General features: G+C 71.5%; 16 protein-coding genes. 2 read left to right on the top strand and 14 right to left on the bottom strand.

All coding sequences use genetic code 11. The features are described 5' to 3' along the window. Positions 1-198: 198 nt before the first annotated feature. Positions 199-870, top strand: a complete 672-nt coding sequence (locus IE247_RS11410; RefSeq protein ID WP_229869053.1) for a polysaccharide lyase family protein — start codon at positions 199-201, stop codon at positions 868-870. Positions 871-888: 18 nt separating this feature from the next. Here IE247_RS11410 and IE247_RS11405 read toward each other — a convergent pair whose 3' ends face one another. The 11 genes from IE247_RS11405 to IE247_RS11355 form a co-directional block, all read right to left on the bottom strand. Then, the gene (locus tag IE247_RS11405) at positions 889-1,938 is read right to left on the bottom strand and encodes a serine hydrolase domain-containing protein (RefSeq protein ID WP_229869052.1); all 1,050 of its coding nucleotides are present in this window, start codon (positions 1,936-1,938) and stop codon (positions 889-891) included. After that, positions 1,928-2,866, bottom strand: a complete 939-nt coding sequence (locus IE247_RS11400; protein ID WP_229869051.1) for a DUF6895 family protein — start codon at positions 2,864-2,866, stop codon at positions 1,928-1,930. Before IE247_RS11400 ends, IE247_RS11405 begins: the two co-directional genes overlap by 11 nt. Then, complete coding sequence (locus IE247_RS11395) at positions 2,863-3,654, bottom strand: hypothetical protein (protein ID WP_190122904.1); 792 nt, start codon at positions 3,652-3,654, stop codon at positions 2,863-2,865. The genes IE247_RS11400 and IE247_RS11395 overlap by 4 nt, the downstream gene beginning before the upstream one ends. 55 nt (positions 3,655-3,709) lie before the next feature. Further along, positions 3,710-3,883 (bottom strand): hypothetical protein, encoded by a 174-nt coding sequence (locus IE247_RS11390; protein WP_190122903.1) that lies wholly within the window; start codon positions 3,881-3,883, stop codon positions 3,710-3,712. A 490-nt stretch (positions 3,884-4,373) separates the two neighbouring features. Continuing rightward, positions 4,374-4,949, bottom strand: coding sequence for a hypothetical protein (locus IE247_RS11385; protein ID WP_190122902.1), 576 nt, complete (start codon positions 4,947-4,949; stop codon positions 4,374-4,376). After that, on the bottom strand, positions 4,946-6,340 hold the full coding sequence (locus tag IE247_RS11380) for a hypothetical protein (protein WP_190122901.1): 1,395 nt from the start codon (positions 6,338-6,340) through the stop codon (positions 4,946-4,948). Before IE247_RS11380 ends, IE247_RS11385 begins: the two co-directional genes overlap by 4 nt. After that, a complete protein-coding gene (locus IE247_RS11375) occupies positions 6,337-7,143 on the bottom strand; it encodes an ATP-binding cassette domain-containing protein (protein WP_190122900.1) in 807 nt (268 codons plus the stop codon). The genes IE247_RS11380 and IE247_RS11375 overlap by 4 nt, the downstream gene beginning before the upstream one ends. Positions 7,144-7,237: 94 nt before the next feature. Continuing rightward, positions 7,238-8,071: a zf-HC2 domain-containing protein gene (locus tag IE247_RS11370; protein WP_190122899.1), complete on the bottom strand. Its 834-nt coding sequence runs from the start codon at positions 8,069-8,071 to the stop codon at positions 7,238-7,240. Then, the gene (locus tag IE247_RS11365; RefSeq protein ID WP_229869050.1) at positions 8,068-8,625 is read right to left on the bottom strand and encodes an RNA polymerase sigma factor; all 558 of its coding nucleotides are present in this window, start codon (positions 8,623-8,625) and stop codon (positions 8,068-8,070) included. Before IE247_RS11365 ends, IE247_RS11370 begins: the two co-directional genes overlap by 4 nt. A gap of 272 nt (positions 8,626-8,897) precedes the next feature. Further along, entirely contained in the window at positions 8,898-10,811 is a 1,914-nt protein-coding gene (gene htpG / locus IE247_RS11360; protein WP_190122898.1) for a molecular chaperone HtpG, read from the bottom strand. A gap of 129 nt (positions 10,812-10,940) precedes the next feature. Next, positions 10,941-11,663 carry a polysaccharide deacetylase family protein gene (locus tag IE247_RS11355; RefSeq protein WP_190122897.1) on the bottom strand — a complete coding sequence of 241 codons (723 nt, stop codon included), beginning with the start codon at positions 11,661-11,663 and terminating at the stop codon, positions 10,941-10,943. A 1,156-nt stretch (positions 11,664-12,819) separates the two neighbouring features. On the opposite strand from IE247_RS11355, the gene IE247_RS11350 reads away from it, so the two are divergent. Further along, a complete protein-coding gene (locus IE247_RS11350; RefSeq protein WP_229869049.1) occupies positions 12,820-15,267 on the top strand; it encodes an ATP-binding protein in 2,448 nt (815 codons plus the stop codon). A 53-nt stretch (positions 15,268-15,320) separates the two neighbouring features. Here IE247_RS11350 and IE247_RS11345 read toward each other — a convergent pair whose 3' ends face one another. The 3 genes from IE247_RS11345 to IE247_RS11335 are packed head-to-tail and all read right to left on the bottom strand — an operon-like array spanning position 15,321 to position 23,256. Further along, on the bottom strand, positions 15,321-18,362 hold the full coding sequence (locus tag IE247_RS11345; RefSeq protein ID WP_190122896.1) for a pPIWI_RE module domain-containing protein: 3,042 nt from the start codon (positions 18,360-18,362) through the stop codon (positions 15,321-15,323). A gap of 33 nt (positions 18,363-18,395) precedes the next feature. Next, a complete protein-coding gene (locus IE247_RS11340) occupies positions 18,396-22,112 on the bottom strand; it encodes a pPIWI_RE_Z domain-containing protein (protein ID WP_190122895.1) in 3,717 nt (1,238 codons plus the stop codon). Continuing rightward, a complete protein-coding gene (locus tag IE247_RS11335) occupies positions 22,105-23,256 on the bottom strand; it encodes a pPIWI_RE_Y domain-containing protein (RefSeq protein ID WP_190122894.1) in 1,152 nt (383 codons plus the stop codon). The genes IE247_RS11340 and IE247_RS11335 overlap by 8 nt, the downstream gene beginning before the upstream one ends. Between the last annotated feature and the right edge of the window lie 8 nt (positions 23,257-23,264).

Below are 23,264 nucleotides of genomic sequence, written 5' to 3'. Positions count from 1 at the left end.
CGCCCCCCGGAGCCGCCCCCGACTCGGATCCCCCCGGCCCGCGGGAGGCCCCCGCCCCCACCCCCCCGCCGGGGGGGCGCCCGGGGACCCCCGCCCCCCGCTCGGCATGTCACCAGTGGTGGCCGCGGATCTTTTCCGGGGGAGTATGTGGTCAGGCCCGTCCAGGACGAGGGCGGCACCCAGGACAAGGACTCATCCATGACGCTGTCGCGACGTACCCTGCTGACCGGCCTCGGCCTGACCGCCGGCGGTGTGGGCCTGGGACTGACCCACTCCACCGCGAGTGCCGCCGCCGACCCCACGGCCGGCTGGACGCAGACCCCGTTCACCTTCAATGTGCAGAAGCCGCACGATCTCGCGGTCGGCGACCGCTACACGCACACCGCCGACGGCGAGCACCATCTGTGGGTCTACGACACCGACAAGCCCCACACACCGACCAGCGCCACCGACCCCCGCACCGAGATGCGCTGGCACCAGGAGTACACCGCCGGTCAGCACATGTGGGACGGCGATGTCCATCTCGTCGCGGGCACCCACGGCGCGACCTTCGTCCAGATCCTGCGGGTCCAGCGGCCGGAGGGCACCCCGGCGACGGACTTCATGCTGAACGCCTACAACGAGGCCGGCGGCACGGTGAAGGCCTACAGCGGCAAGGTCATCAAGACCGGCATGTACAACAAGTGGTTCAACGTGAAGATCGCGCACAACGCGACCACCGGCACCGTCCAGGTCTGGTTCGACAATGTCCTGGTCCACACCGACACCGACCGGGGCCCGGCCACCCGCCACTTCAAGAACGGCGTCTACCACCACGGCACGGGACGCGCCGAGTCCCGCTTCCGCAACCTCACCTACTGGACCCGCTGACCCCGGCCGCTCAGCCGCTCAGCGGCCCGACCGGCCGGAGACCGCCCGCAGCAGGTCGTACCCGGCCTGAGTGAAACGGCAGCTCAACGTCGGTGAGATATTCGTCAGGGCCACGACCGCCACGGCCGGATCCTGACCGAAGCCGATGAACGTGGTGAAGCCGCGTGTGGCACCGAGGTGAAAATACAGATCACCGCCGGGCAGCGCCCGTCTGGTCCACGCCAGACACAGCTCCGGACCACCCGGTGCACGGGGGCGCGGCCGAACCACCTCGTACAGAGCACCGCGCAGCGAAATCCCGGGACCCGAGGGGGAGTCCGGCGCGATGTGACAGCGCAGATAACGCAGCAGATCACGGGCGCTGGAGCGCACCGCGCCCGCCCCCGGCAGCGCCGGGATCACAAAGGGCGGCCGGGGCCTGCCGTGCCAGTGACCGGTGGCCTGCGGCTCACCCGGACCCGCCGAGGTGTCACCGAGCCCCAGCGGCCTCAGCACCCGCGCCTCCAGCATCGGACCGTACCCCGTGGTCCCCCGGGAGGTGAGCAGATGCCCCAGCAGACCCATCCCGAAATTCGAGTAACGCACCCGCGCGCCCGGCCTGCCCCGCACCCGGGTGCGCGCCAGGGAATCCAGCAACCGGTGCGCCGGATAGGCCTGATAGGGGTTGGTCGTCCAGTACGGCACGGCGGTGCGCAGCAGCCCCGGCGGCAGCCTCGGCAGACCGGAGGTGTGCGTCGCCAGATGCTCCAGCGTGATGCCCGCGCCCGCCGGGCCCCGGGGCAGCGCCCAGCGCGGAACCCGCGCGCTCAGAGGCTCCTCCAGACTCACCTCGCCGCGCGCCGCCATGTCGGCGAAGAGCAGCGCGGTGAACGTCTTGGTCACCGACCCCAGCTCGAAACGGGTCCGGTCGGTGACCGGAACCCCGGCCGTCCGGGCGGTGGACCCCCGGCACAGGGTCGCCGTCTCACCGTCCGCGTACACCGAGATCACGGTGGACGCCCGCCGGTCGGCCGCCTCCGCCATCGGTTCCAGAAGAGTGCCCAGCGGGCCCGCGAGGTCAGAGGACAACGGTGTCTCCGTGCCGGGAGAGCGCCAGGGTGCCCGCGATGGCCGCCACGATGGTCGTATGACGGTTGTCCAGATACGCCTGGTCGGGATCCTCGTCGACCGGATTCCCGTCCCGCGGCACCAGCCCGTCGGGATGCTGCGCCGCCGCGAGCCGCTCCCAGATCTCCGGATCGCACTGCGGCCGGGGCAGCGAGGCGTCGACGATGATCAGCTCGGCGAGCAGGTCCCACTCATGGATCTCCGCCCAGATGTCCATCCACGCCGGGAGCCAGTGGGCGAGATACTCCCGCACCCGCACGGGCAGCCCCTCGGGATCGGCACCCCAGTCGGTGGCATGGAAGACCGTGTGGGTCATGCAGTAGGCCGTCATCCAGTCGATCATCCACGGCTCCGGGGTGTGCCCCAGCCAGGTGGCGTCGATCAGTTTGGACCAGTCCGTCTCCCGCTCGACCTCCGCGACCCGGGCGGCGTTCGCCACCGCCATACGGCGGTTGGGCATCATCTCCGAGCCCCGGTGCGTGGCGAGTCCGCCCAGATGCGCCACCAGCGTGTGCAGACGCTCATGGCGATAGCCGGCGCGTGCGAAGTGGGTGTACATCTCCAGCGGATCCGTCATCATCGGGAACCGCATCTGCCGCTCGTACAGCAGATCGCCGGAGCCGAGCTGGGTCCAGCCGAAGTCCAGCAGATCCCGGGCCGCTTGCTGCTCGCTCGCCGAGGCCATGCCCTCGCGGAGCACCAGGGACGCGGCGAGCGCCAGCTCGCCCAGCGGTTTGTAGAAGCCGTCGGGGTCGGCGAGAGCGGCCTCCGACTCCGGCGGCATCGCCCCCCGGTCGGAGTGGGTGTGCAGCCAGTCGAGCGCTCGCGTCACCACCTGGTGGGCGATCCGTCTGCTGCTCGCCGGTGCTCCTGACGTCGATGTGCTCACGCGGAGCGCTCCTTCGGGTTCTGCCGGGCGGCGACGATCCGGCCGGCGATGGTGGTGTCCAGAACGGTCCTCGCGCCGACGGCTCCGCACAGCTCCAGATGGCGCACCACGGTCTCGATGTCCATCCCCGGCAGGGCGGCCGTGCCCGCGCCTTCGGCCAGTGCGCCCCAGCGGGCCAGCCGTGCGGTGGTCGGATAGTCGCGGCGCAGCATCGAGCGGGTGAGTCCCCGGTACAGATCGAGCACCCGGCGCGACGCCTGCTCGGCGGCCTCGCCCCGCACTCCGGGCAGCGCCAGCGGCGACAGCCGGGCCATGCCCTGGGCCCAGGGGCGCCAGTGCCGCTCCTCGGGCGCGGGCTCCGCGCCGCCGGAAGCACTCTCCGAAGAGCTCTCGGAAGCGCCGTCCGCCGCCGAGTCCACCGCGACGACCGTGCCGATCGTGCCGATCGTGCCGTTGTCGGGTCGGGCGAGCAGGGCGAGCGTCGCGCGGTCCAGCCACGCGACTTCGGGAGGGTCGCCGGGGGCGGACGGGAAGACGCGCAGCGCCTCGGCCACCACCTCCCGGTCGGTCGGCGAGGAGGGTACGGAGGCCAACAGCGCGGGTGCGAAGACATCAGGTCCCAGCACCCGCACCGCGGCCAATGCCGCCTTGGTGTCCAGCGCTTTCCGCAGATGAGCCGCGAGGTCCGGGGACTCCTCCCCGCCGCTCACCGCCAGCAGAACGCGCCCGGCCAGACTCTCCACCGCCGCCCCGTATTCAGCCGACGGTGCGGAGTCCGTGTGCGACATCGGTTTCTCGCCTTCTTCAGAAGTGATCAGTGCTGAGGGGGATCAGACGGAAGCCTTACTTCCGCGGCTGCTTCGGCGAGAGGAGCAGAGCGGCGAGCAGGATGAGCGCCGCCTCCGGCGCGTAGACGGGAGCGCCGCTGACGGTGGCCTCCGGCTCGGTCATCAGCGCGTGCACGGCGGTGCGCTCGTCGACGTCCGCGAGCACGGTGCGGGTGGTGGTGATGGACATGGTTTCCTCCAGGGGACTGCCGCCCGGCTCCGCGGGCGGTTCACCAGGTTGTGCGGCGGATGCCGACAACGGGGACAGACCGACACGTATGACGCGCCGTCGTTACATGGTCACCCCGCGAGGTCACGCTCCGCGAGAGGAAGTCCCCCATTTTCACCTGATGTAGTGAAGATGGGGTATGTGTCCCAAGCCTGCCAAAGGCCGTTCCACCTCGGCTTATGAAGGGAGTTGAGCCGTCACCGGCCGGGAATGCGCACTGTCGCCCGCGCATGTCGGTCTGGAAATCGCGGTATTGGGCGCGCCTCGCGTCAGCCCCCGCGTCAGCCCCCGTGCCGGTCCTGCTCCGGTCCTGCTCCGGTCCCCGCGCCAGGTCCCGCGCCAGGTCCCGCGCCAGGCCCCGCCGTTCACCGACACGGCGGGGCCTGGCGCGCACCCGGTTCCCGGAGGTCACCCCGTACGGGCCAACTCCGGTAAGTCGTACGGGAGACCCTCAGCGCCTCGGGCCCCCGAGGGCGTAGACCGCCGTGCCGACGACGGCCAAGACGAGAGCCGTCCAGGTCCCGGCCGCCGTGCCGGACGGCGACAGCATCCAGGTCAGCACCTGCGTCGCCCCGTCCGCCGAGGGCGGTACGACGAGGGCGATCGACAGCCACGCGAACGGCGGGAGCCACGCGTACCGCGCCCCGCACCAGGCCGCCCCGAGGGCGGCGAGCCCCATCAGCCCCGCGCTGTTGCGCACGGCGAAGCCCGCGGAGGCCGACTGCCCGCCCAGCGTCTGCACCGCCAGCAGCACCGAGCCGATGAGCACGCCGCAGAGCAGCACATGCGCCGCCCTGCGGGGCATCCAACGGATCCCGGCCGTTCGGTCCAACGCGAGATCCTGCCCGCCGAGACCGACCGAGAGCGCCGCCGCCCCCATGGCGAGGACGAGCGTGGACAGCCGAGGGTCCCCCGGCCCCCCGCCGGTGATCCGGACGAGCGCCCACACCGCCGCCGCGCCGGCCGTCACCGCGGCGAGCGAGGCGGGCGCGTGCCGCGAACGCGCGTACAGCGTCAGCCATCTCACCGGAGCGCACCGCCGTTCAGCACCGTGAGCGCGTCGGCCGAGCAGGAGAGAGCGGCGGCGTGCGCGGCACCGATCCGCTTCCGCTGCTCCGACGCGGGCAGCGCGTTGAACCTCTTCCACACCGGGCCCGCCATGTCGGCCTGGTGCCGCGCGGAGTGCATGGTCCCTTCGAGCGGCCGGGGGGCCTCCCCGAGAGCCCAGGCCGCCGCGATGCTCTGCGCCGCGGCATCCTCCTGAGTGCCGCTCTCGGTGTCGCTGCGGGGATGGCAGACCGGCACCATGCCCTGGGCGACCAGAGCCCGGGTCAGCCGCTCACCCCCGGCGTCGCCGATCACCCTGTCGTCGAAGTCGACGAGCACGGAGTCGCGCGACCGCTCCGGCGTGGCGCTGAGCGCCCGCAGCGCGGTGGTCTCACGGACGGCGACCGGAGCCCGGTCGCCCAGGGCGTCCCGCAGCACCCGCAGCGCCTCCTTGCCGGGACCCGCCAGCTCGTCGAGCCGCTCCCGCCGGAGAGCCGTCACACACACCGGGCCCTCGCACACCCGCGCCGCCGCCGCCCGGTCCAGGACATAGGTGTCACGAGGGTCGGCCGGAAGCAGCAGCAGGGCGAGCGCCCCGCCCGCCAGCAGCGGAGCGAGGGCGAGCAGCCGCGCGCGCGGACCGGCGGCGGCCAGCAGCGCGAGGCCCGTCGCCGCCATGCCGAGCAGCCAGAGCGTCTGCCCGAGGTGCACCGGGACGGAGAGCGTCAGAAGCGTCTCGCGTACCTCCGACACCGTCGGCGACAGCAGGGAGAGCCGGTTCGACACGGCGAAGGAGACCGGCACCGCGTCCTGCGAGGTCTGGGTCTGCCGCAGGAAATTGGTCAGCGCGAGAGCGGCCACGGCCAGCGCGGGCGGAGTGAGGACGGAGGGCAGAGCCCGCGCGACCCCCATGCCCAGAACCGCCCCCGAGCCCAGCGCGAGCGCCCCCACCAGCGAGATGGGCAGCCAGCCGAGATGCGTGTACGAGGCATCGCCCGCGAGCACCCGCACCGCGCCCAGCAGGACGAGCAGCCCGAAGGCCGAGCACAGCGTCAGCGCCGTCGTCCCCGCCAGGGCGGCCGCGCGGTGCCGCTCGGGCCTCGGGGTGCTGATCAGCAGCTCGGCCATCTTCGAGCGGCGGTCGCGCAGCCCCTGGAGCGCTCCCAGGCCCACGGCGAGCGGCCACAGGAAGATCAGCAGATGACGGGTCCACAGGGCCATGGAGGTCCACTGGCCCGTCCACAGCGCGCCGCCCTTCCCCCACGGACCGGGAACGAGATGCAGAAACGCGAGCGCGGCCACCAGGACGATCCCCCCGGCCCACGGGGCGACGGACCGCCTCAGCTCGATGCGCAGGACACGGAGATTCACCAGGCACCCCCCGCCCGTACGGGATTCTGGAGCAGCGCCGAGTAGCCGCGCTCCAGCGGGCTGTCGCCCAGGTGCTCCGGGCCGCCCGCGGCGGCCAGCTCGCCCGGGGTGCCCTGGAAGACCAGCCGCCCCTCCGCGAAGAGCACCACATCGGTGCAGGCGGCGGCCACATCCTCCACCAGATGGGTCGAGACGACCACACAGGCGTCCGTCCCCAGCTCCTGAAGCAGCTCCCGCAGCCGCAGCCGCTGCGCCGGATCGAGCCCGACCGTCGGTTCGTCCAGCAGCAGGATCGGCGGATCGTTGACGATGGCCTGTGCGATGCCGACCCGCCGGACCATTCCGCCCGACAGGGTCTTCATCCGCGCGTCGGCGCGGTCGGCCAGACCGACCCGCTCCACGGCGCGCTGCACCGCACCGGGGATGTCCGCCTTGGGCACCTCCTTCAGCCACGCCATGTACTCGACGAACTCGCGCACGGTGAAACGCTTGTAGTAGCCGAACTCCTGTGGCAGATAGCCGATCCGGCGGCGCAGCGCACGGTGCTCGCCCAGCCCTCCGGCGGCCTCCCCGAGCAGCTCCAGCTCGCCTCCGGCGGGGCGCAGCACCGTGGCCAGCGCCCGGATGAGGGTGGTCTTGCCCGCCCCGTTGGGGCCGAGGAGACCGTGTACGCCGGTGCCCAGCGACAGATCGAGCCCGTCGACCGCCATCTTGTCTCTGCCGACCCTGACCTTCAGACCGCTCGCCCGGATCTCCCAGGCGTAGGCCGTCGGGGCGATGTCGGCCCTGCTCACTGCGGGCATCGCGCGGTTCCTCTTCTCACGGGTTCTCTCAAGTGGTTCGAGTGGTTCAAGCGCTTCGAGTGGTTCGAGTGCTTCAAGGGAAGGGGGAGGGGGGTCAGCGGTGGGCTCCCAGCACGGTGTACGCGCCTCTGCGCGCGATCACGACGCCGACGCCGAGCGCGAGGAGCAGCCCCCACACCGGCAGTCCCTCCGTCTGGAGGGCGGCGGCCGTACGGCTGGTGGCCAGGGTCGGCGCCACCACGACCGCGGCCCACGCGGCCACCAGGGCGACGGCTGCGCGGCTCACACCGATCACCCCGCCGAGCGCCAGGGTCAGCGAGGTGAAGGCCAGACAGGGCAGCAGCCACTGCACGGCCGTCACCCCCGTCGCCCAGCCCCCCGCCAGCAGCGCGGGAATCACCACGGCGAGCGCGGAGACGGTGCGCCGCAGCACCAGTTGCAGCCCCGCCCTCGGGGTGGCGGCCGTCAGCTCGTACGCCGGGTCCAGGCCGCGCGACCACGAGGCCGCCACCCCGCACACGGGCAGGACGGGAGCGAGCAGCAGCACCAGGGACACCTGACCGGAGCCGGGTCCCGCCAGGTCCAGCAGCAGCGCGAGCAGGGCCACGGCGAGCACCATGGCCAGCCACGGCGTCATGGCGGGCGTCGTCCACGCCGAAAGCCGCGCCCGGAGCCGGCGCGCCGGGGCCGGGACCGCCGAGGCCAGCCGGTGTTCGAGATCGGACCAGACGGCCTCGGTCAGCGCCGCCACGGCGGGCGCATCGGCCGTGACGGCCGCCGACAGCCGGTCACGGCAGTCCCGGCACTTCTCCAGATGGGCTTCCAGGGCCCACACCTCGTCCACGGCGAGGCCCGTGCCGCCGCGTGCGTACTCCTCGATGAGCCGCACCGACGCGTGTGATGTGTGTGATGTGTGTTCAGGGTTCATGCCAGCGCCTCCCGCATCACGGTCCGGGCCCGGCGGGCGCGGGTCTTGACCGTTCCCTCGGGCAGCCCGAGCAGAACGGCGGTCTCCCGGACGGACAGTCCGTCGAGCACCATGGCCTGTAGTACGTCTCTCAGCTCCGGCGCGAGACACCGCAGCGCGTCCCCGACGTCCCCGCCGACGGTGGCCACCAGCGCCACTTCCTCGGCGGCGGGCGCCACGGGGTGCGGGGCCGCGGCGGGCGGCGGCTGGGCGTGATGGGCCCTGCGCCGGAACGCGTCGACGAGACGGCGGGCCGCGATCGTCCACAGCCAGCCGACGGCCGTACCCCCGGTCCCGGTGAAGGAACCCGCCGCCCGCCAGACCGCGAGATACGTCTCCTGCATGACCTCGGCGACGATCTGCTGATCGGCGCAGCGGCGGCCCAGCCGCACCGCCAGCCACGGCGACGTACGCCGGTACAGCTCCTCGAAGGCCGCCCGGTCGCCCCGGGCCACCCGCCTTAGGAGGCGCTCCTCGTCCAGTTCCTGCGGCGCTGCCGCCCCAACCCGTTTCACACCTGCTAGACGCGCGGCGGGAGCCACGGGTTTTCCTCAGCGAGTGATACGGGTCACGTCCGGGACCGCCGTGACGCGACGGGGCCGAGAGACGCGGTGGGGCACGCGCGCGAACAGGAGGAGACCGAACGTGTTCAACTGCGGTGGCCGCTCGGTTGAACGCACGACGGACGCCATCGCCGTGCACGGCCGTGGACGATCGAGGCCGGGACCGGAACAACCGAGCGGGTGCACTCCCGTGCACCCGCTCGATTGTTCCGGTGCTCCGAGGCTCAGCCGGAGGTCTCAGAGGTCTCAGAGGCGTCAGGAGTCTCAGAGCCGTCGGCCGTCAGGGATGTCAGCAGCTCGTTGAGCCGGGCGACGAACGCCGTCGGCTCTTCGATCTGCGCGGCGGCGGCGAGGACGGACTGGTCGAACAGAATGTGCGCCCAGTCGCGCAGACGGGGGTCCTCCTCCTCGCGGTTGAGCCGCTCGACCAGCGGGTGCTGGGGGTTGATCTCCAGGATCGGCTGGTGGGGAAGGCCTGAACCGCGCATGCGCTGCATGACGGTGAAGTCGGTCTCCACCCCGTCGGCGACGATGCAGGCCGGGGAGGTGGTCAGCCGGCTGCTCACCCGTACGTCCCAGGCCTTGCCCGCCAGGTGCGCCTTCAGCCGGCCGAGGAGCGTGGCGTAGTCGGAGCCTGCCTGGTCGGCGGCCTCCTTCTCGCCCTCGTCGGCCAGCTCGCCGAAGTCGGCGGGGCCCTGGGCGACGGACTGGAGCCGCTTGCCCCGGTACTCGCGCAGCGGGCCGGAGACGACGAAGTTGTCCACGGCCTCGCCGAGCAGGAGCACTTCGATGTCCTTGGCGCGGAACGCCTCCAGGTGCGGGCTCGCCGCGGCGGCGTCATGGCTGGGCGCGAGCGCGTAGTAGATCTTGTCCTGGCCCTCCTTCATCCTGCCCACGTAGTCGCCGAGCGAGACATCGGCGTCCCGCGAGGCCGAGCGGGTGGAGGTGAAGCGGAGCAGCTCGGTGATCTCCTCCCGGTGGGCGGGGTCGTCGGAGATGCCCTGCTTGAGCACGCCGCCGAACTGCTTCCAGAAGTCCGCGTACTTCTCGGGCTTCTCCTCCGCCAGCTCCTTGAACAGCCTCAGCACCCTCTTGACCGCGCTGGACCGGATGTGGTCGACGGCCTGGCTGCCCTGGAGGATCTCCCGGGAGACATTGAGCGGCAGATCCGCGGAGTCGACGACTCCGCGGACGAACCGCAGATAGTTGGGCAGCAACTGCCCGGTGTCCTCAAGGATGAAGACCCGCCGGACATGCAGCCGTACGCCCTGGCGCGCCTCGGGGACCCACAGATTGTGCGGCGCGTGGGAGGGCACGTACAGCAGCAGCGTGTACTCGTACCGCCCCTCGACCTTCGTATGCACATAAGCGAGCGGGTCCGAGTAGTCATTGGTGAGATGCCGGTAGTACGAGTGGTAGTCCTGCTCGGTCAGCTCGCTCTTGGGGCGCGCCCACAGCGCCGACGCCTGGTTGACCGCGGCTTCGTCCTGCCCGAGGACGATGGGCTGGCTGATGTGGTCCGAGTACCGTTGGACGATCGACCGCAGCCTGTGTTCATTGAGCAGTTCGTCCTCACCCTCGCGCAGCTCAAGCACGATCGTGGTGCCGTGCTCGGCGCGCTCGACGGCCTCCAGCGCGTATTCGCCCTTGCCGTCCGACGACCAGCGCACGCCCTCGGCCGAGGGCAGTCCGGACCTGCGCGTGGTCAGTACCACGCGTTCGGCGACGACGAACGCGGAGTAGAAACCGACGCCGAACTGGCCGATCAGCTCGACATCGCGGCGCTTGTCGCCGGTGAGAGCCCGGAGGAACTCGGCGGTGCCCGACCGGGCGATGGTGCCGATGTTGTCCATCACCTCCTGGCGGCTCATGCCGATGCCGTTGTCGGCGATCGTGATCGTGCCCGCGTCCTTGTCGAAGGTGACACGGATTCGCGGGGCCTCGTCCTGTTCATTTCCGGCCGACTCGGGGGCCGAGTACCGCTCGAACCGCAGCCGGTCGATCGCGTCGGAGGCGTTCGAGATCAGCTCCCGAAGGAAGATCTCCTTGTTGCTGTAGAGCGAGTGGGCCATCAGATTGAGGATCTGGGCCGCCTCGGCCTGAAAACTGTACGTCTCCGCGCCCGACGTCAATGTCATCGTTTCCCCCTCGCGCTGGTCAAAGAGTCCGATCAAGAGTAGGAACCACCGTGCCGCATGGCAACCGAGTGCCGCCGGAGCGTGACCGTCGGCCGGTGGAGCCTTCCGCGCCTCCCCGGTGCCGCCAGGTCACCAGCGCGCGGCCCTGGCGTGGAAGGTCAGCCCCGGCCAGGCTTCGACCGGCGTGGCCGAGCGCACGATCCGGCCCGGGCACAGGCCGCGTTCGGCGAGCCCTTCGACGATCTTCGGGATGGCCTCCAGCGTCGTCCGCAGACCGTCGTGGAGCAGGATGATGCCGCCCGCCCGTACCGTGAGCGCGTTCGCCACGACGGTTTCGGCGGGGATCCCGCTCCAGTCGACCGTGTCGGCCGTCCAGATCACCTCGGTCATCCCGAGCCTGGCCGCGTCCTGCCGGGTCCGCGCGTCGGTGCTCCCGAACGGCGGCCGGAAGAGCTTCGGCGCACGGCCCGTCTGCGCCCGGACGACGCGGCTGGTGTCGCGCAGTTCCGCGAACGCGGTGGCCGCGTCGAGCCGGACGAGGTCCGGGTGGGTGTACGAGTGATTCCCGATCTCATGCCCGTCGGCTGCGATCCGCCGAGTCCCCTCCGGTCGCGCCTGAGCCAGGGAGCCGGTCACGAACCAGGTGGCCCGGACCCGTCCGGCCTCGCGCAGCGCCTCCAGATACTCGTCCGTCGTCTCCGTCGGGCCGTCGTCGAAGGTGATGGCCACATACCCCCCGGAGCAACGGCGCTCGGAGTCTGCCTGCGCGGTCCCCGGCGCCAGCGCGAACGACGACATCAGAGCCGCCAGCGCGGCGCCGAGCCATATCCGCGATCTGCTGCGCTTCTTCATTCCGGACATTCCTCTCGATCGACTCTCGCCTGAGCCCCGCCCGCCCGTGCCGCGCGGGGCCAAGCCTTCTCGTACGTCCGTGCGAACCCTGACCGGCCACCATTGAACGCGAGTCGGCGGTGTCGTGGAGCACAAACCCCGGATCCCGCAAGGCTGTTGTCGGGCTCCCTCGCACGGGGTACGGCACCTGATCGAGTGCGCCGCACGCGGTTTGGAGTAGCCGCACTCGTCCCGTCGAGGTGGGGAAGGGCCTCGCCATTCGAATGGATAAGCGATTGCGCGTCTATTCAGAAATGCCGCAGGCGGACCGGGGTCACCCCCGGCCCGCCTGTTATGAGGTTTTTTCCTGAAGCCGCTTCCGAGCCCTGCTGCCTCTACTCGAATTCGGCCAGAAGTTCGATCTCGTGAATTCGCTGGGCGGTCGGCCGCACCGGCTTCCACAGCGAGCAGTGGTGTCCGGCTGTGGCCGGCTGGGGTACCGGCCGGGGCCGACGGCGGCGGCGGGGCGGCACGGTCGACTCGGGACGTCGGCCCTTTACCGGCGGACGGGCTTCATGCTGGGAGTTTTCGTGCTCCGTTGTGCTCATGGATCAATCCTAACTACGTCTTTTCGATTACTTCTTGGAACACCCGAGGTCTGGCTACACGCTCCGATCGCCTGGGGGTGCGCCTTGAATGCGACACACGGGCCCGGTACTTCGGCGATCGGACGGATCGACGTGGGGTGAGTGAGAGAAGACTTGCAGATTTCCGGTGAATCGCCAAATGGCAAACGTTAGTTGGCCGTTACTCGATGCTCCGTGCCCCGTGCCATGCTCTTTCGTTGGAGTCAACGATACGGACGGTCGCGGCGTGCTGTCGTGAGAATGACGTGGAGCTGATGGGTATGGAATTTCGTGTACTGGGCCCGGTTGACGTGCGACGGGAGGGGGTCTCGGTCCCGCTGAACCCGAAGCCCCTTCAACTCCTGGCCGTTCTGCTGCTGGCGCCCGGCCATCGCGTCCCGCATGCGGGGGTCGCGAGTTTCCTGTGGCCGGGAGAGGAGTCGAACGCTAATCGAATTCGCCAGTGCTTTCATCAATTAAGGCAGTCTGTTCCAGAAATCTCCCAGCGGAACGAACACGGGTTCTGTCAGCTCCAGTTCGCCCCGGAGGAGTTGGACCTCGTCCGCTACCGGACACATCTGAGTGCGGCGGGTACCGCGGGGAGCGCGCCGGAACGCCTCCTGGCGCTCCGGTCCGCACTCGGCGAAGTACGGGGAAGGCCGCTGGAGGACCTGCCCGGCGACGGCTTCAAGCGGGCGAGGGAGGAACTCCTCGCCGAGGTACGGGAGACCACGGCGGCCTGTGTGAAAACCGAGCTGGAGTGCGGAGAGACGCGCTCCGCGTGCGACCGGGTCACCAGGGCGCGCGTTGAGTGGCCCGAGAGCGAACATCTGCTCCAGCTCAATGTGAACGCCCTGCGAGCCCTCGGCGAAGACGGCCTGATCGACCCGATCCTCTCCGACTGGGAGAAACGGACCGGCCGCCCCGTCACTCATCTGCTGTTCCCCGGGGCGACACAGGGCGGGGGCCAGGGCCGGGACGTGACCGGTCCCGCGCCCGCCCAGGTCAAGTCGCGCCCCCGGCAGCTTCCCGCCCAACCGGCGGAACTGGTCGGCCGGCAGGCCGAGGTCGACCAGATCGAGAGGGCCGTTCTCGGCCGGACGCCGGGGCGCAGCAGGGTAGCCGCGATCGGCGGCAGACAGGGCGTGGGAAAGACTTTCCTCGCGATCCGGTCGGCCGAGCTGGTCGAGCGGCACTTCCCGGACGGCATTCTCTACGCCGATCTCCGCGGATGCGGACCGGGGGAGCCCGAGGAGCACGGGCGGGTTCTCGCGAGGTTCCTGATCGACCTCGGCGTATCCCGGCTGAACCCGTCGATGGACGGCATGGTCTTCGCGTACCGGACCGAACTCGCCCGCCGTGCGGTTCTGCTGGTGCTGGACAACGCGCTGGACGAGGACCATGTCCGCCCCCTGCTCCCCGGTTCCGGCGCCAGTGCGGCGATCATCACCAGTCGCCGCCGACTGCACGGACTCTCCATCAGGGAAGGGGCCGAGCTGGTCGACGTCCCTCTGCTGGACCCCGAGGACTCCGTCGAACTGCTGCGGATCAGACTGGGCGGGGACCGCGCGCGGAAGGCTCTGCCGTTCCTTCCCGAGGTGGTCGAACACTGCGCGGGGCTGCCGCTCGCCCTGGGAATCACGGCCGCCCGGATCGCGGATCGTCCGTCCCAGGAGATCGGGGACGTCGTCCGCGAGCTCCGGCAGCCTGGCACCAGGCTGCGCTTCCTGGACCTGGGCTCGGAGGATCTGAATGTCCGGCTGTCCCTGGACGCCTCTGTCGGACAGCTGACGCCGCTCGCCGTGCGGCTCCTCTGGCAACTGGCGATACACCCGGGGCCGACTGCCAGCTGGGAGGCGCTTCGCGCACTCGAACCAGCCGATCGGGTCGCCGTCTCCGACGGGTTCGACAACCTGATCCGGATGAATCTGGTGGACGAGCCCATTCCCGACCGTTATTCCTTGCACGATTTGATCCGTGTCTACGCCCGTGAGCTGGCCGACCGGCAGGACGAGAACCAACGCGCCGCTGTGGTGGACCAGATGCTGCATTTCCTGCTGCACAACGCCTGGGCCTGCGATCGCAAGCTCGATCCGGGCCGGCGACTGCCGATCGACCCGGACGACGACGCCGAGACCGTGGCTCCGAACGGAGTGGCGGACGCGATGGCCTGGTTCGAGGCCGAGTATCCGACACTGACGGCCGCCGTCGAACTGGCCCAGGAACGCGGACTCGACCGTTACACCTGGCTGCTCTCCATGACCTTGGTGACCTTCCAGTGGCGCACCAACCGTTATCTGGACGCGCTCGCCTTTCTGCCCGGCGCTCTCGCGGCAGCGGCTCGGGAGGCCGGGCCGGCGGATGTGGCCATGGTCCATCGGATGCTGGCCGGTACCTATCGGGGACTTCGCAACCTGGGGATGGCCGTACGGGAGCTGCGGAGTGCCGTACGCGTGAGCGATGACGGCCAGGACATCTTCAGCGCGGCGCATGGCCGTTACTCCCTCGGTGTCCTGCTGCGGGAGAGCGGCGTACCGGCCGAGGCGCTGAAGCACTTCACCGACGCCCTAGCGGCCTTCGAGCAACTCGACGACCCGCTGGGGCAAGGAGCCGCCCTGAACGGGATCGGCAACCTCCACTACGACGCCGGGCGGCTGGACGAGGGCCTGGAGCACTGTCGGCGGTCGCTGGCCCTGCTGGACCCGACGGACGACCTCAACGGGCGCGCGTACGCACTGTTCAGCCTGGGCCGGATCCGTGTCGCGATGGAGGAGCACGGAGCGGCCGTCGCGGACTTTGAAGGTGCCCGTGATCTCTACCGCGTCCTGATCTACCAGAGCAGGGAGGCCAGGACGCTGATCTGGCTCGCCGAGGCGCTGAACGCGGCGAACCGGGCCCACGAGGCGTTGGACGCACTCCAGGAGGCGCGATTCCTGCTGGAGCGGCTGGGTGAGCGTGACATCGACGCGGCCGTCGAGCGGGAGAGACGACGGTGGTGACGGTCGCCGGGGCCGGGTGGGTCCCGGCCCCGGCCCGATCGGGGCCGGGTGGATCAGGAGTCGTCGGAGGCCCCGGGAGGACCCGCCCAGGAAGGCAGCGGCAGGACATACTCCTCGGCCTTCTCCGCGAGGTGGAGGGGGAGCGGCTTGGCGAGCGCGTCCTGATAGTCGGCCGACTGGCGGAGCTGATGGGCGAGCAGGGCGTAGGCGGCGGGCTCGTCGCCGTCCTCGCGGTGGCAGCCGAGCACGGCGATCTCGGAGAAGTGGGGGTTCCAGGCGGGCACGTCGGTGTCGATGGTCGGCTCGCCCTTCCGCAGGCCCTGGGAGAGCGGACGGGGCGTGAGCTTGTCCGCCTGGACGGCGCTCTTCTTGAACGGCGAGGCCTTCTCCGTGGTGCTGTGGAAGACCCTCGGGTCGTCCCCGGCACCCGGCTCCGGGCCCCACAGACCGGCCCCCAGACCGTTGACGCCGCTCGGGCTCCCGATCCCCCACCACAGGGGAGTCTCCGCCGCCTCGCCGCCGTCGTCGCGGACGCGTACCAGCCGCAGATCGGGGTCGAGACCCGCGGGCGGGGCGTGGCCGGAACCGAGGAGATCCCGGTCCACCCGGCCGTCCTGGAGCCAGGTCCACAGCGAGCGGAGGTTCTGGGCGTGGGCGAACAGCACCGTCGGGGCGGAGCGCAGCGTCGGCAGCACATGCTGGAGAAAACCCTCCATCGTCCTGCGCCGCTCCTCAAGGAGCCGTGTGCCCCGGTACTCGTCGGCTCCCGTCGCCCCGTCCGTCCCGTCCCCCTGATCCGTGTCGCCCTCGGCCCCGTCCCCGGGAAGACGCGCGGCGAGTTCCCGCAGACACTCCGGCCCCGCGCCACGGGTGAGCCCGATCAGCATGACCGGGTAGGGCACCCAGTCGGCCTTCTCCAGGTCCCAGCCGTGGACCCGGGCCCGTCCGCTGCCGTCGCCCTCGGGCGTCATGAGGAGCGCCACCGGCAGCGGGTGCGTCAGGGCCGTACGCGTCGGCCCGTCCCCGCGGCGCTTCACCGCCCACACGGCGGCGTACCGCAGTCCGCTCGGCAGCAGCTCGCCCAGCGAGTGCTCCGGCAGCACCCGGACCCCCAGCTGTCTGAAACCGTCGAGCCAGCCCATGCGGGCGCGGTGCGGGGCGTCCTTCTCGGTGTTGTACGCCGCGCCGCTGCTCTCCCTGCCCCTGCGGGGGACCCGTACGAACTGGCTCACCACCCCGGCGTCCGCGCAGCCGAGCCGCAGGGCGTACTTGGGGTCGGAGTGCTCGGGGGCGAAGACGCCCCGGTCGATCTCGACGAGGGCGAGACCGGGGCGGTCCGGCAGCGCGCCGTCCTTCGCGAGCCAATCGGCGACGGCGCGCCTGCGGTCGACGACGCCGTTGACGAAGATCTCCGCGGCGGTACGGCCCGTGTCCAGGGCGAGGCCGTCGCCCAGGCCGCCCAGCGGGAGACAGCGCAGCCGTACGGTCAGTTCGGGCGTACGCCACTCCAGGACGACGGGACGGCCCGGACCGGCGTCGTCGTACACGGCCTCGGACTCGGCATCGTACAAGTCCCCCGAATCCCCTGAATCCCCTGAATCCCCCGAATCTTCCGAGTCGCCGGGGTCCCCGGGGTCCCCGGGGTCCCCGCCGTCCCCCTTCAGCCCGAGCAGACCGGTCAGCGCGCCGACGGCCTCCTTCCGCATCCGGTGGGTCGTCCACACCAGCCGCGCCGTGAGCACCGGCGGCCCGCCGTCGTCCGCCGGGCGGCCCCCGTCCCTGTCCCCGTACCCCTCCTCGGACAGGAAACGCACGGCGGAGGCGAGCGCGAGCCGCCGCTCCTCCGGTGTGCGCCCCTCCTCGGCGCTCTTGGGCTTCGGGCGGGGGTTGAGGGGGACATGGCCGCCGACGGTGTTGCGGGGCAGCGCGGGCAGAGGGCGCAGCTGGGGCGGGAGGGCCTGGCAGGCCCAGGCGAAGAGCTGGGAGCGCTGGTGGGACATGAAGCCGCGTTCCACTTCGTGTGTGCCCATGGCGGCGCTGTGGACGACGGTCGCGCGGACCCCCGGCCCGTCGCCCAGATACGCGGTCGGTTCGGTGAGCAGTTCCTCAGGGGACGGCAGCGGCGACGGCTGGTTGAGGGTGAGCGGCCGCAGCAGTCCGGCCGGGTCGTTCTCGTGCCAGACATGGGTCCGCGCGCTCCGGGACCACTGGAGGCGGGCGGTCGTGTAGCGGCCGGTGAGCGGTGCGCCCGGCAGCCAGGGCACCGGGCAGCGGAGATAGACGGAGGTGCGCTGTCCGGGCGGAAGATACAGCCTGCCGGTCTTGGCGGAGGGGTGCGTGGCCCAGCGCCGTACGCCGAAGGAGAGATGGATCCTCGGCAGCGGGTCGAAGGGCGTGGTGTGCAGCGCCAGCCGGATCACCACCGACCACCACCAGGTCTTTCCCCCGCCGGGGTGCGGCAGCGCCTGGGACATCAGCTCCGCGCCCCGGTCGTGGCGGCCCCGGGGGACGGCGTGGAAACGCAGCGGGCCCTTGCCCGACTCGTACGGCGGCAGCCGCTCGATGCGCCGCGCGAGCCAGTCGGTGGTCAGCCGGTACTGGTACGGCCGGGGCAGCGCGGTGCCTCCCTCGCTGGTGGGGCAGTCGAGCAGCTCGATCTCCGTCTCGTGCCAGACCGGAGGGTCGTTCCGCAGCTCCCGCAGGGTGTCGGCGAGCTGTCGCGGGGCGGACTCCCTCGGCAGGGTCGCGGCCCACAGATTGATCATGCCTTCCAGTGCCCCGGGCGGCAGCGGGTCGGGGACGTCCCGGGGGACGAGGAGCCATGGGTCGTGCGCCGGGGTGGCCGGATCGTTACCGAAGGGCCGGGGGAGTACGCAGAGTTCCGGGCAGAGGGTGCCCAGGGAGCCTTCCAGCCGTCGGGTGGGAACGGTGCGCCAGGGCGTGGCCCCGGCGGGGAGACCGTGGTTGACCAGCCGGAGCAGCGCGGCGTTCCACTCCTCGGGTCTTCTCATGGCGCGGTAGCGGACCGTGAGCGGTCCCGCCTCCGGTACGGGCCGGACGGCGGCGCGGTCGACGCGGGCGTACTGAAAGCCCATGGCTGCCTCCTGAGGGTGTGGGTAGGGGGCCGGTCAGGGCCGGGGCAGGGTCGGCGGCTCGGCCAGGAGCGCGGCGAGCGCCTCGTACAGGGGCTCGTACAGGGTGCGCACCAGCTCCGCCTCCGGGCCGGTGCGCTCGGTGAAGTACGGCTCCAGCACCTCGCGCAGCCGTGGCAGCAGCCCCGGTTCACCCGGTGCGCGCCGAGGGACGCGGCCGGCGGAGTCCCCGTGAGCGGCGGCGAGAAGGGGGGCGAAGGCGGCGTCGACGAAGACCACGCGCGCGGGGACCCCGCCGCGCACCAGCCGGCCGATCACCTGCCAGAGGGTCACGAGCTGGTCCCAGGCGAAGGAGACCTTCTCGTGTTCCTCCAGCAGTGAGAAGACATAGTGGCGGGAGACCAGACGGCGCCATTCGGCGCGCGCCCGCCGTCTGAACTCCTGTCCGGCCTCGTCCAGTCCGGCGGCTTCCGCCACGAGTCCGCCGAAGGTCCCGCCGTGGACATCGGGGTGGTCCCGGACGAAACGGCAGGCCCAGTCGTTGATCGCGAACACCGACAGATAGAGGTCGTCCGCGCGGGGGTGCGGCCGGGTCAGGAAGAACACGGTGCCGAAGGCCGCCTTGCCCTCCTCGTTGAGGATGTTGTGTCCGCGCTCCACGGCCAGCAGCGGGGCCACCAGCAGCTGCGCCTCCCGATCCCTGGCGAAGGAGGCGAGGTCGCCGCGGCGTACCGAGGTGACCGAGGTGAAGGCGACGCCGCCGTCGTCGGCCACCGCCTGGTTCGTCTCCGTCAGCTCCGCGTCGTCGGCGGTCAGCACCCGCACCCGGCCGTGCCACCGCCGCATGGAGTGCAGCTGCTCGGCGACGGCCGCCGCGTCCCGGTAGCTGCCGACCAGCAGCAGCGCCCGGTTCCGCGACGGGTCGGTGATCTGCTTCAGCTCTTCCTCCAGCGGGCTGGCCACCCCCAACCGGCCGCTGTCCGCGAGGCTGCTGACCATGTCGGTCAGCGCCTTCGGCCGGTCCTTCAGCTTTTTGCCGGAGAGGCTGAGCGCCTCCCCCGGGTTCTCCGGTTTGTAGAGGAAGCCGGTCCGGAAGACCGTCTGCCTGATGGCTTCCCGGGCCTCCTCAGTCGGTTTGAGGATCGCGCCGACGGGGGCGAGCACATGTGCCCTGGTGGATGTTCCGGCCCAACTGGTGCCCGACATCAGCAGTACGCGCGGTCCGCCCGCGCCCGGCGGGCCGCCGCCGTTGCCCAGCCTGGGCAGCCCCAGCAGGAGTTCGCGGCCGATTCCGGCACAGCGGAAGAACCGCAGGGTCCCGCTGTGCGGCCCGTCCTTCTCGTCGGCGTCCCGGCCGAGCTTGTCCACGAGGTACTGGAAGCCCAGCACATTTCCCATCGGGGACTCGGGGATCAGGGGCGCGTAGTCCAGCGGGGGCTTCCTGGACAGCTCGTTCCCGGTGGTGTCCAGACGCAGCGCGGCCTCCACCTGGGGCCACAGCAGGGTCAGCCGGTCGAGCCGCCGCTCCAGCGCGTAGAGGAGGAGCGTGAAGGACAGCCTGCTCACCGCGCGCCTGCGCCAGCGCGCCGAGCCCGGGACGTCGGCCGGGTCGATCCGGCCGCCGGCGGGGAGCTGCCGGGGCGTCACCCGCCCGTCGAGGCAGGGCGAGCCCCGGAGCAGCCGGTCCAGCAGTCGCGCCACCCGGTCGCGGGACTTCTTCTCGTCCAGACCGTGCAGCAGGTCGTTCACGCACTCCAGCAGCAGCCGGGCGTCACCCCGGTAACTGGCCTTGTTTCCCAGCGGGTCGTCCCGTGCGAGGTCGAGCAGGGCCTGCACCTCGTCCCGCCGCTCGGCCCAGGGCTCCTCGCCGGGCAGGAAGCGCGGGAACGCCTCCTCGTCGCCCGCCGGTTCGTCGTCCTCGTACAGCAGTCGCTCGTCCGGTGTGCCGTCCGGGTCCTCGGCGGCCCGCAGTGTCGGGAACCACTCGGCGAGCAGCTTCTCCTGGAGCGTCCAGGTGTTGAAGTAGTCGATGTCCACCCAGCCGCGCAGCCCGGGGTCCGTGATGAGGGGGGCGTAGATCCGGTTGGTGGCGGCGACGACGATGCCCAGGGCGGCGTCCCAGCCGGCGATGTCGCGGTCGGTGAGCTGAAGCCGGCCCTGCTGGGCCAGTTCGTCGATCTTCTTGGTCTGCACCCGGTCCAGCCAGGAGTCCGAGAGCCCCTGGGTGACCAGGGTCGCCGACGGGGCGAAGATCTGGTCGAAGGTCATCTGGACGCGGTCCGCCTCGTCCACGACGACGATGTCGGAGCGCAGACAGACGAGTTCCAGTTGCCGCAGCCGCTCCTCGTTGAGATGGGCGGAGACCGAGGTCGAGACGAGACTCCAGGGGTTGGCGACCCAGATCTCGGCCGCCACCTGCTCCCGGGCCGCGCCGTGCCGGGGGCAGCCGCTCCACAGCGGGCAGCCCCGGGCCTCGCCGCCGAGCACGGCTTCGGGCCGCTCCTTCGCGGGGGCGGCGCGGCGCTCCTTCCGGGCTTTCCGGCGGTACGAGGGAGGCTCGCCCGGCGGCCCCTCGGCCTTCCCGGCGTTCTCTCCGCCGCCCTCCGTCTCCGGGCCCAGCGGATGGAGCCCGGAGCACGGTCCGTCCGCGTAACGCAGGGGCTCGGCCGTCGTGTCGAGGAGGGCGTCCACGACGCACACGGTGCTCAGATCGTCGAAGCCCGGCCCGTCGTGCAACAGCAGATTGCGCTCCCCCTGGGAGGCGAGCCTGCGGTGCAGCCGCTGCACATGCGTCTCCCGGGTGGTCGGTCCGAGCACCGGCACGGCCCGCAGCTCCAGCGACCGGAAGGTGTCCACCAGCCGCAGCTGCTCGGCGACGTCGCCGACGACCAGGGTGGTCCGAAGGGCCCGGGAGCCCTCCGGTTCACCCCGGGTGGCGGCCCAGACGGCGATGAGGATCATCAGGGTCGACTTGCCCGCGCCCACCATGCCGACCAGATGCAGCAGCTCGTCCAGGAGCAGATCACCGCCGTCGCGGAAGCCGTCCCCGTCCCGGACGGCCAGCTCCAGGCCGTTCCAGCGGTCCAGCCAGTCGCCGTCGATCCGCTGGTCCATCCAGCGTGCGGTGGCGGCGAGCTGATCCAGCGGGATGGTCAAGGGGCCGGAGTCGCCCCGTCCGTCGCCGTTCGTGTTCAGCGGATGCCCGGGGGCCGGATCCCCGATCAGCTCGGCGGGAATGGTCACCTTGGTCGGCCCGTTCCGGTCGACGAAGGCGTGCCGGCCCGCTCCGGCGAGCTTCAGCCGACGTGGCGCGAAGGCGGGGATCTCGTCCAGCGCGGCGTCGTACTTCTCGAAACGCCAGGCCGCGACGGCCGGTTCGACCTGGCGGAAGGGGCCGTCCCCGTCCGTGATCCGGTAGCCGCGCAACCGCTGGGGCAGCTGCCGGTAGATCTCCAGATACTGCTGCCACAGCCGGTGGCGGCGGAGCGTCCACAGCCGGTGCCGGGCCGCCGCGAGCATGGTCTCCTCCCGCTTCCCGATCTTGATCCCGGCGGCCCGGGCGAAGGGGTAGCCGCCGAGGAGCACCCAGGCGTCCCGGGCCGGGCGCAGCGGAGCGAGGTGTTGCAGCAGACGCAGGGCGAGTTCGATCTGAGCGAGTTGGACGGGCTTGACGTCGGGCTGGTCGATCAGCACCTCGTCCCAGCCGGTGAGGCCCCTGGTGATCTCCAGATGCCAGGTGTCACGCTCACGCATCGCCGCCGCTTCCTTCACGATCCCCGGAGGCCGCCGGCCGTGGGCGCGGCTCCGCCCGGCGCAGCACCTCGCTCTCCGACAGCAGCGTCAGCTCCCCGGCCGCCGGGGGGCGGTTGCGGTGGAAGACGGCGAGATAGTCCGCCCGAGCCGTGACGCGATGGTCGGGGACCACCCAGAACGCCTCGTCGTACGCCGGTTCCGGGCGCACGGGCGCGGCGGTCCTGCCCAGCAGCGCCGGGTGCGACCAGTCCTTGACGTCGAGCGCCCAGACCCGGCCGTCGGGAAAGCTCGCCCGCATCGTGTACGCGAGGGTGGGGGGCCACATCTCCACGGTGACGCCGAGCAGGCGCAGCCCCACCTCCAGCTTCAGCGCCGCGCGGCCGGGCCAGGTGACGAACTGCCGCAGCGGGCGGTCCAGCTGGACGAGGCCCGCGCACTGCTCCGGCTCGATGATCCGGCCGATCGGCGGCTCCGCGCTCCGGGCGCGGCAGGAGTCGCTCTCGCACCACCACTCCGTATCGGCCACCGAGATCAGCAGGGTGCCGCAGCGTCGGCACTGGGCACAGCCCCGCCCAGGTCGCAGAGAGCCGACGGGCGGGTCCTGGTAGAGGTCGCCGAGGAAGTCCCGCAGCTCCATCAGGAGCGGATCGCTGATCACGGAGAACCACTCGGTGTGCGTGAGCACCGGCCGCTGGACCAGCAGCCGGTGGAATGCCGTGTAGGCCTCGGGGCTGAGCTGTCGGCATTTGTGCAGTGCCCAGCTCATGACTTCGCGGTCGTGTCTGCGCGCCGGACTGTCGGCGCGGTACGCCCACCACTCGCGGACCAGTTCCGCCGGCAGTCCGCTCTCCTCGTCCAGCAGCCGGTCACCGGGCCCGGCGGCATCGCGAGGCAGATCCAGGGGCCAGCTCGCGAGCGGGCGGCCGCGGCACCAGTCGAGCAGTTCCGGGACGGAGCGCGGCGGCTCGGCACCCCGCCACAGACAGGCGAGCACCGTGTGGTTCAGGGCCCGCTGGGCGTCGGCGGGGTAGGGGAGCCGGAAGGAGTCGAGATCGGTCTCGTCCTCCAGAGCGACGACGGCGTCGGCGAGCAGATGCAGCAGGGCCACGCCCCGATCGCTCTCCCAGCCCGCTGTGGACTCCATGGCCTTCC

The organism is Streptomyces inusitatus (assembly GCF_014651115.1).
Lineage (GTDB): Bacteria > Actinomycetota > Actinomycetes > Streptomycetales > Streptomycetaceae > Streptomyces > Streptomyces amakusaensis.
The sequence above is the reverse complement of the archived record's forward strand: the minus strand, read 5'-3'. Positions and strand labels throughout refer to the sequence as shown.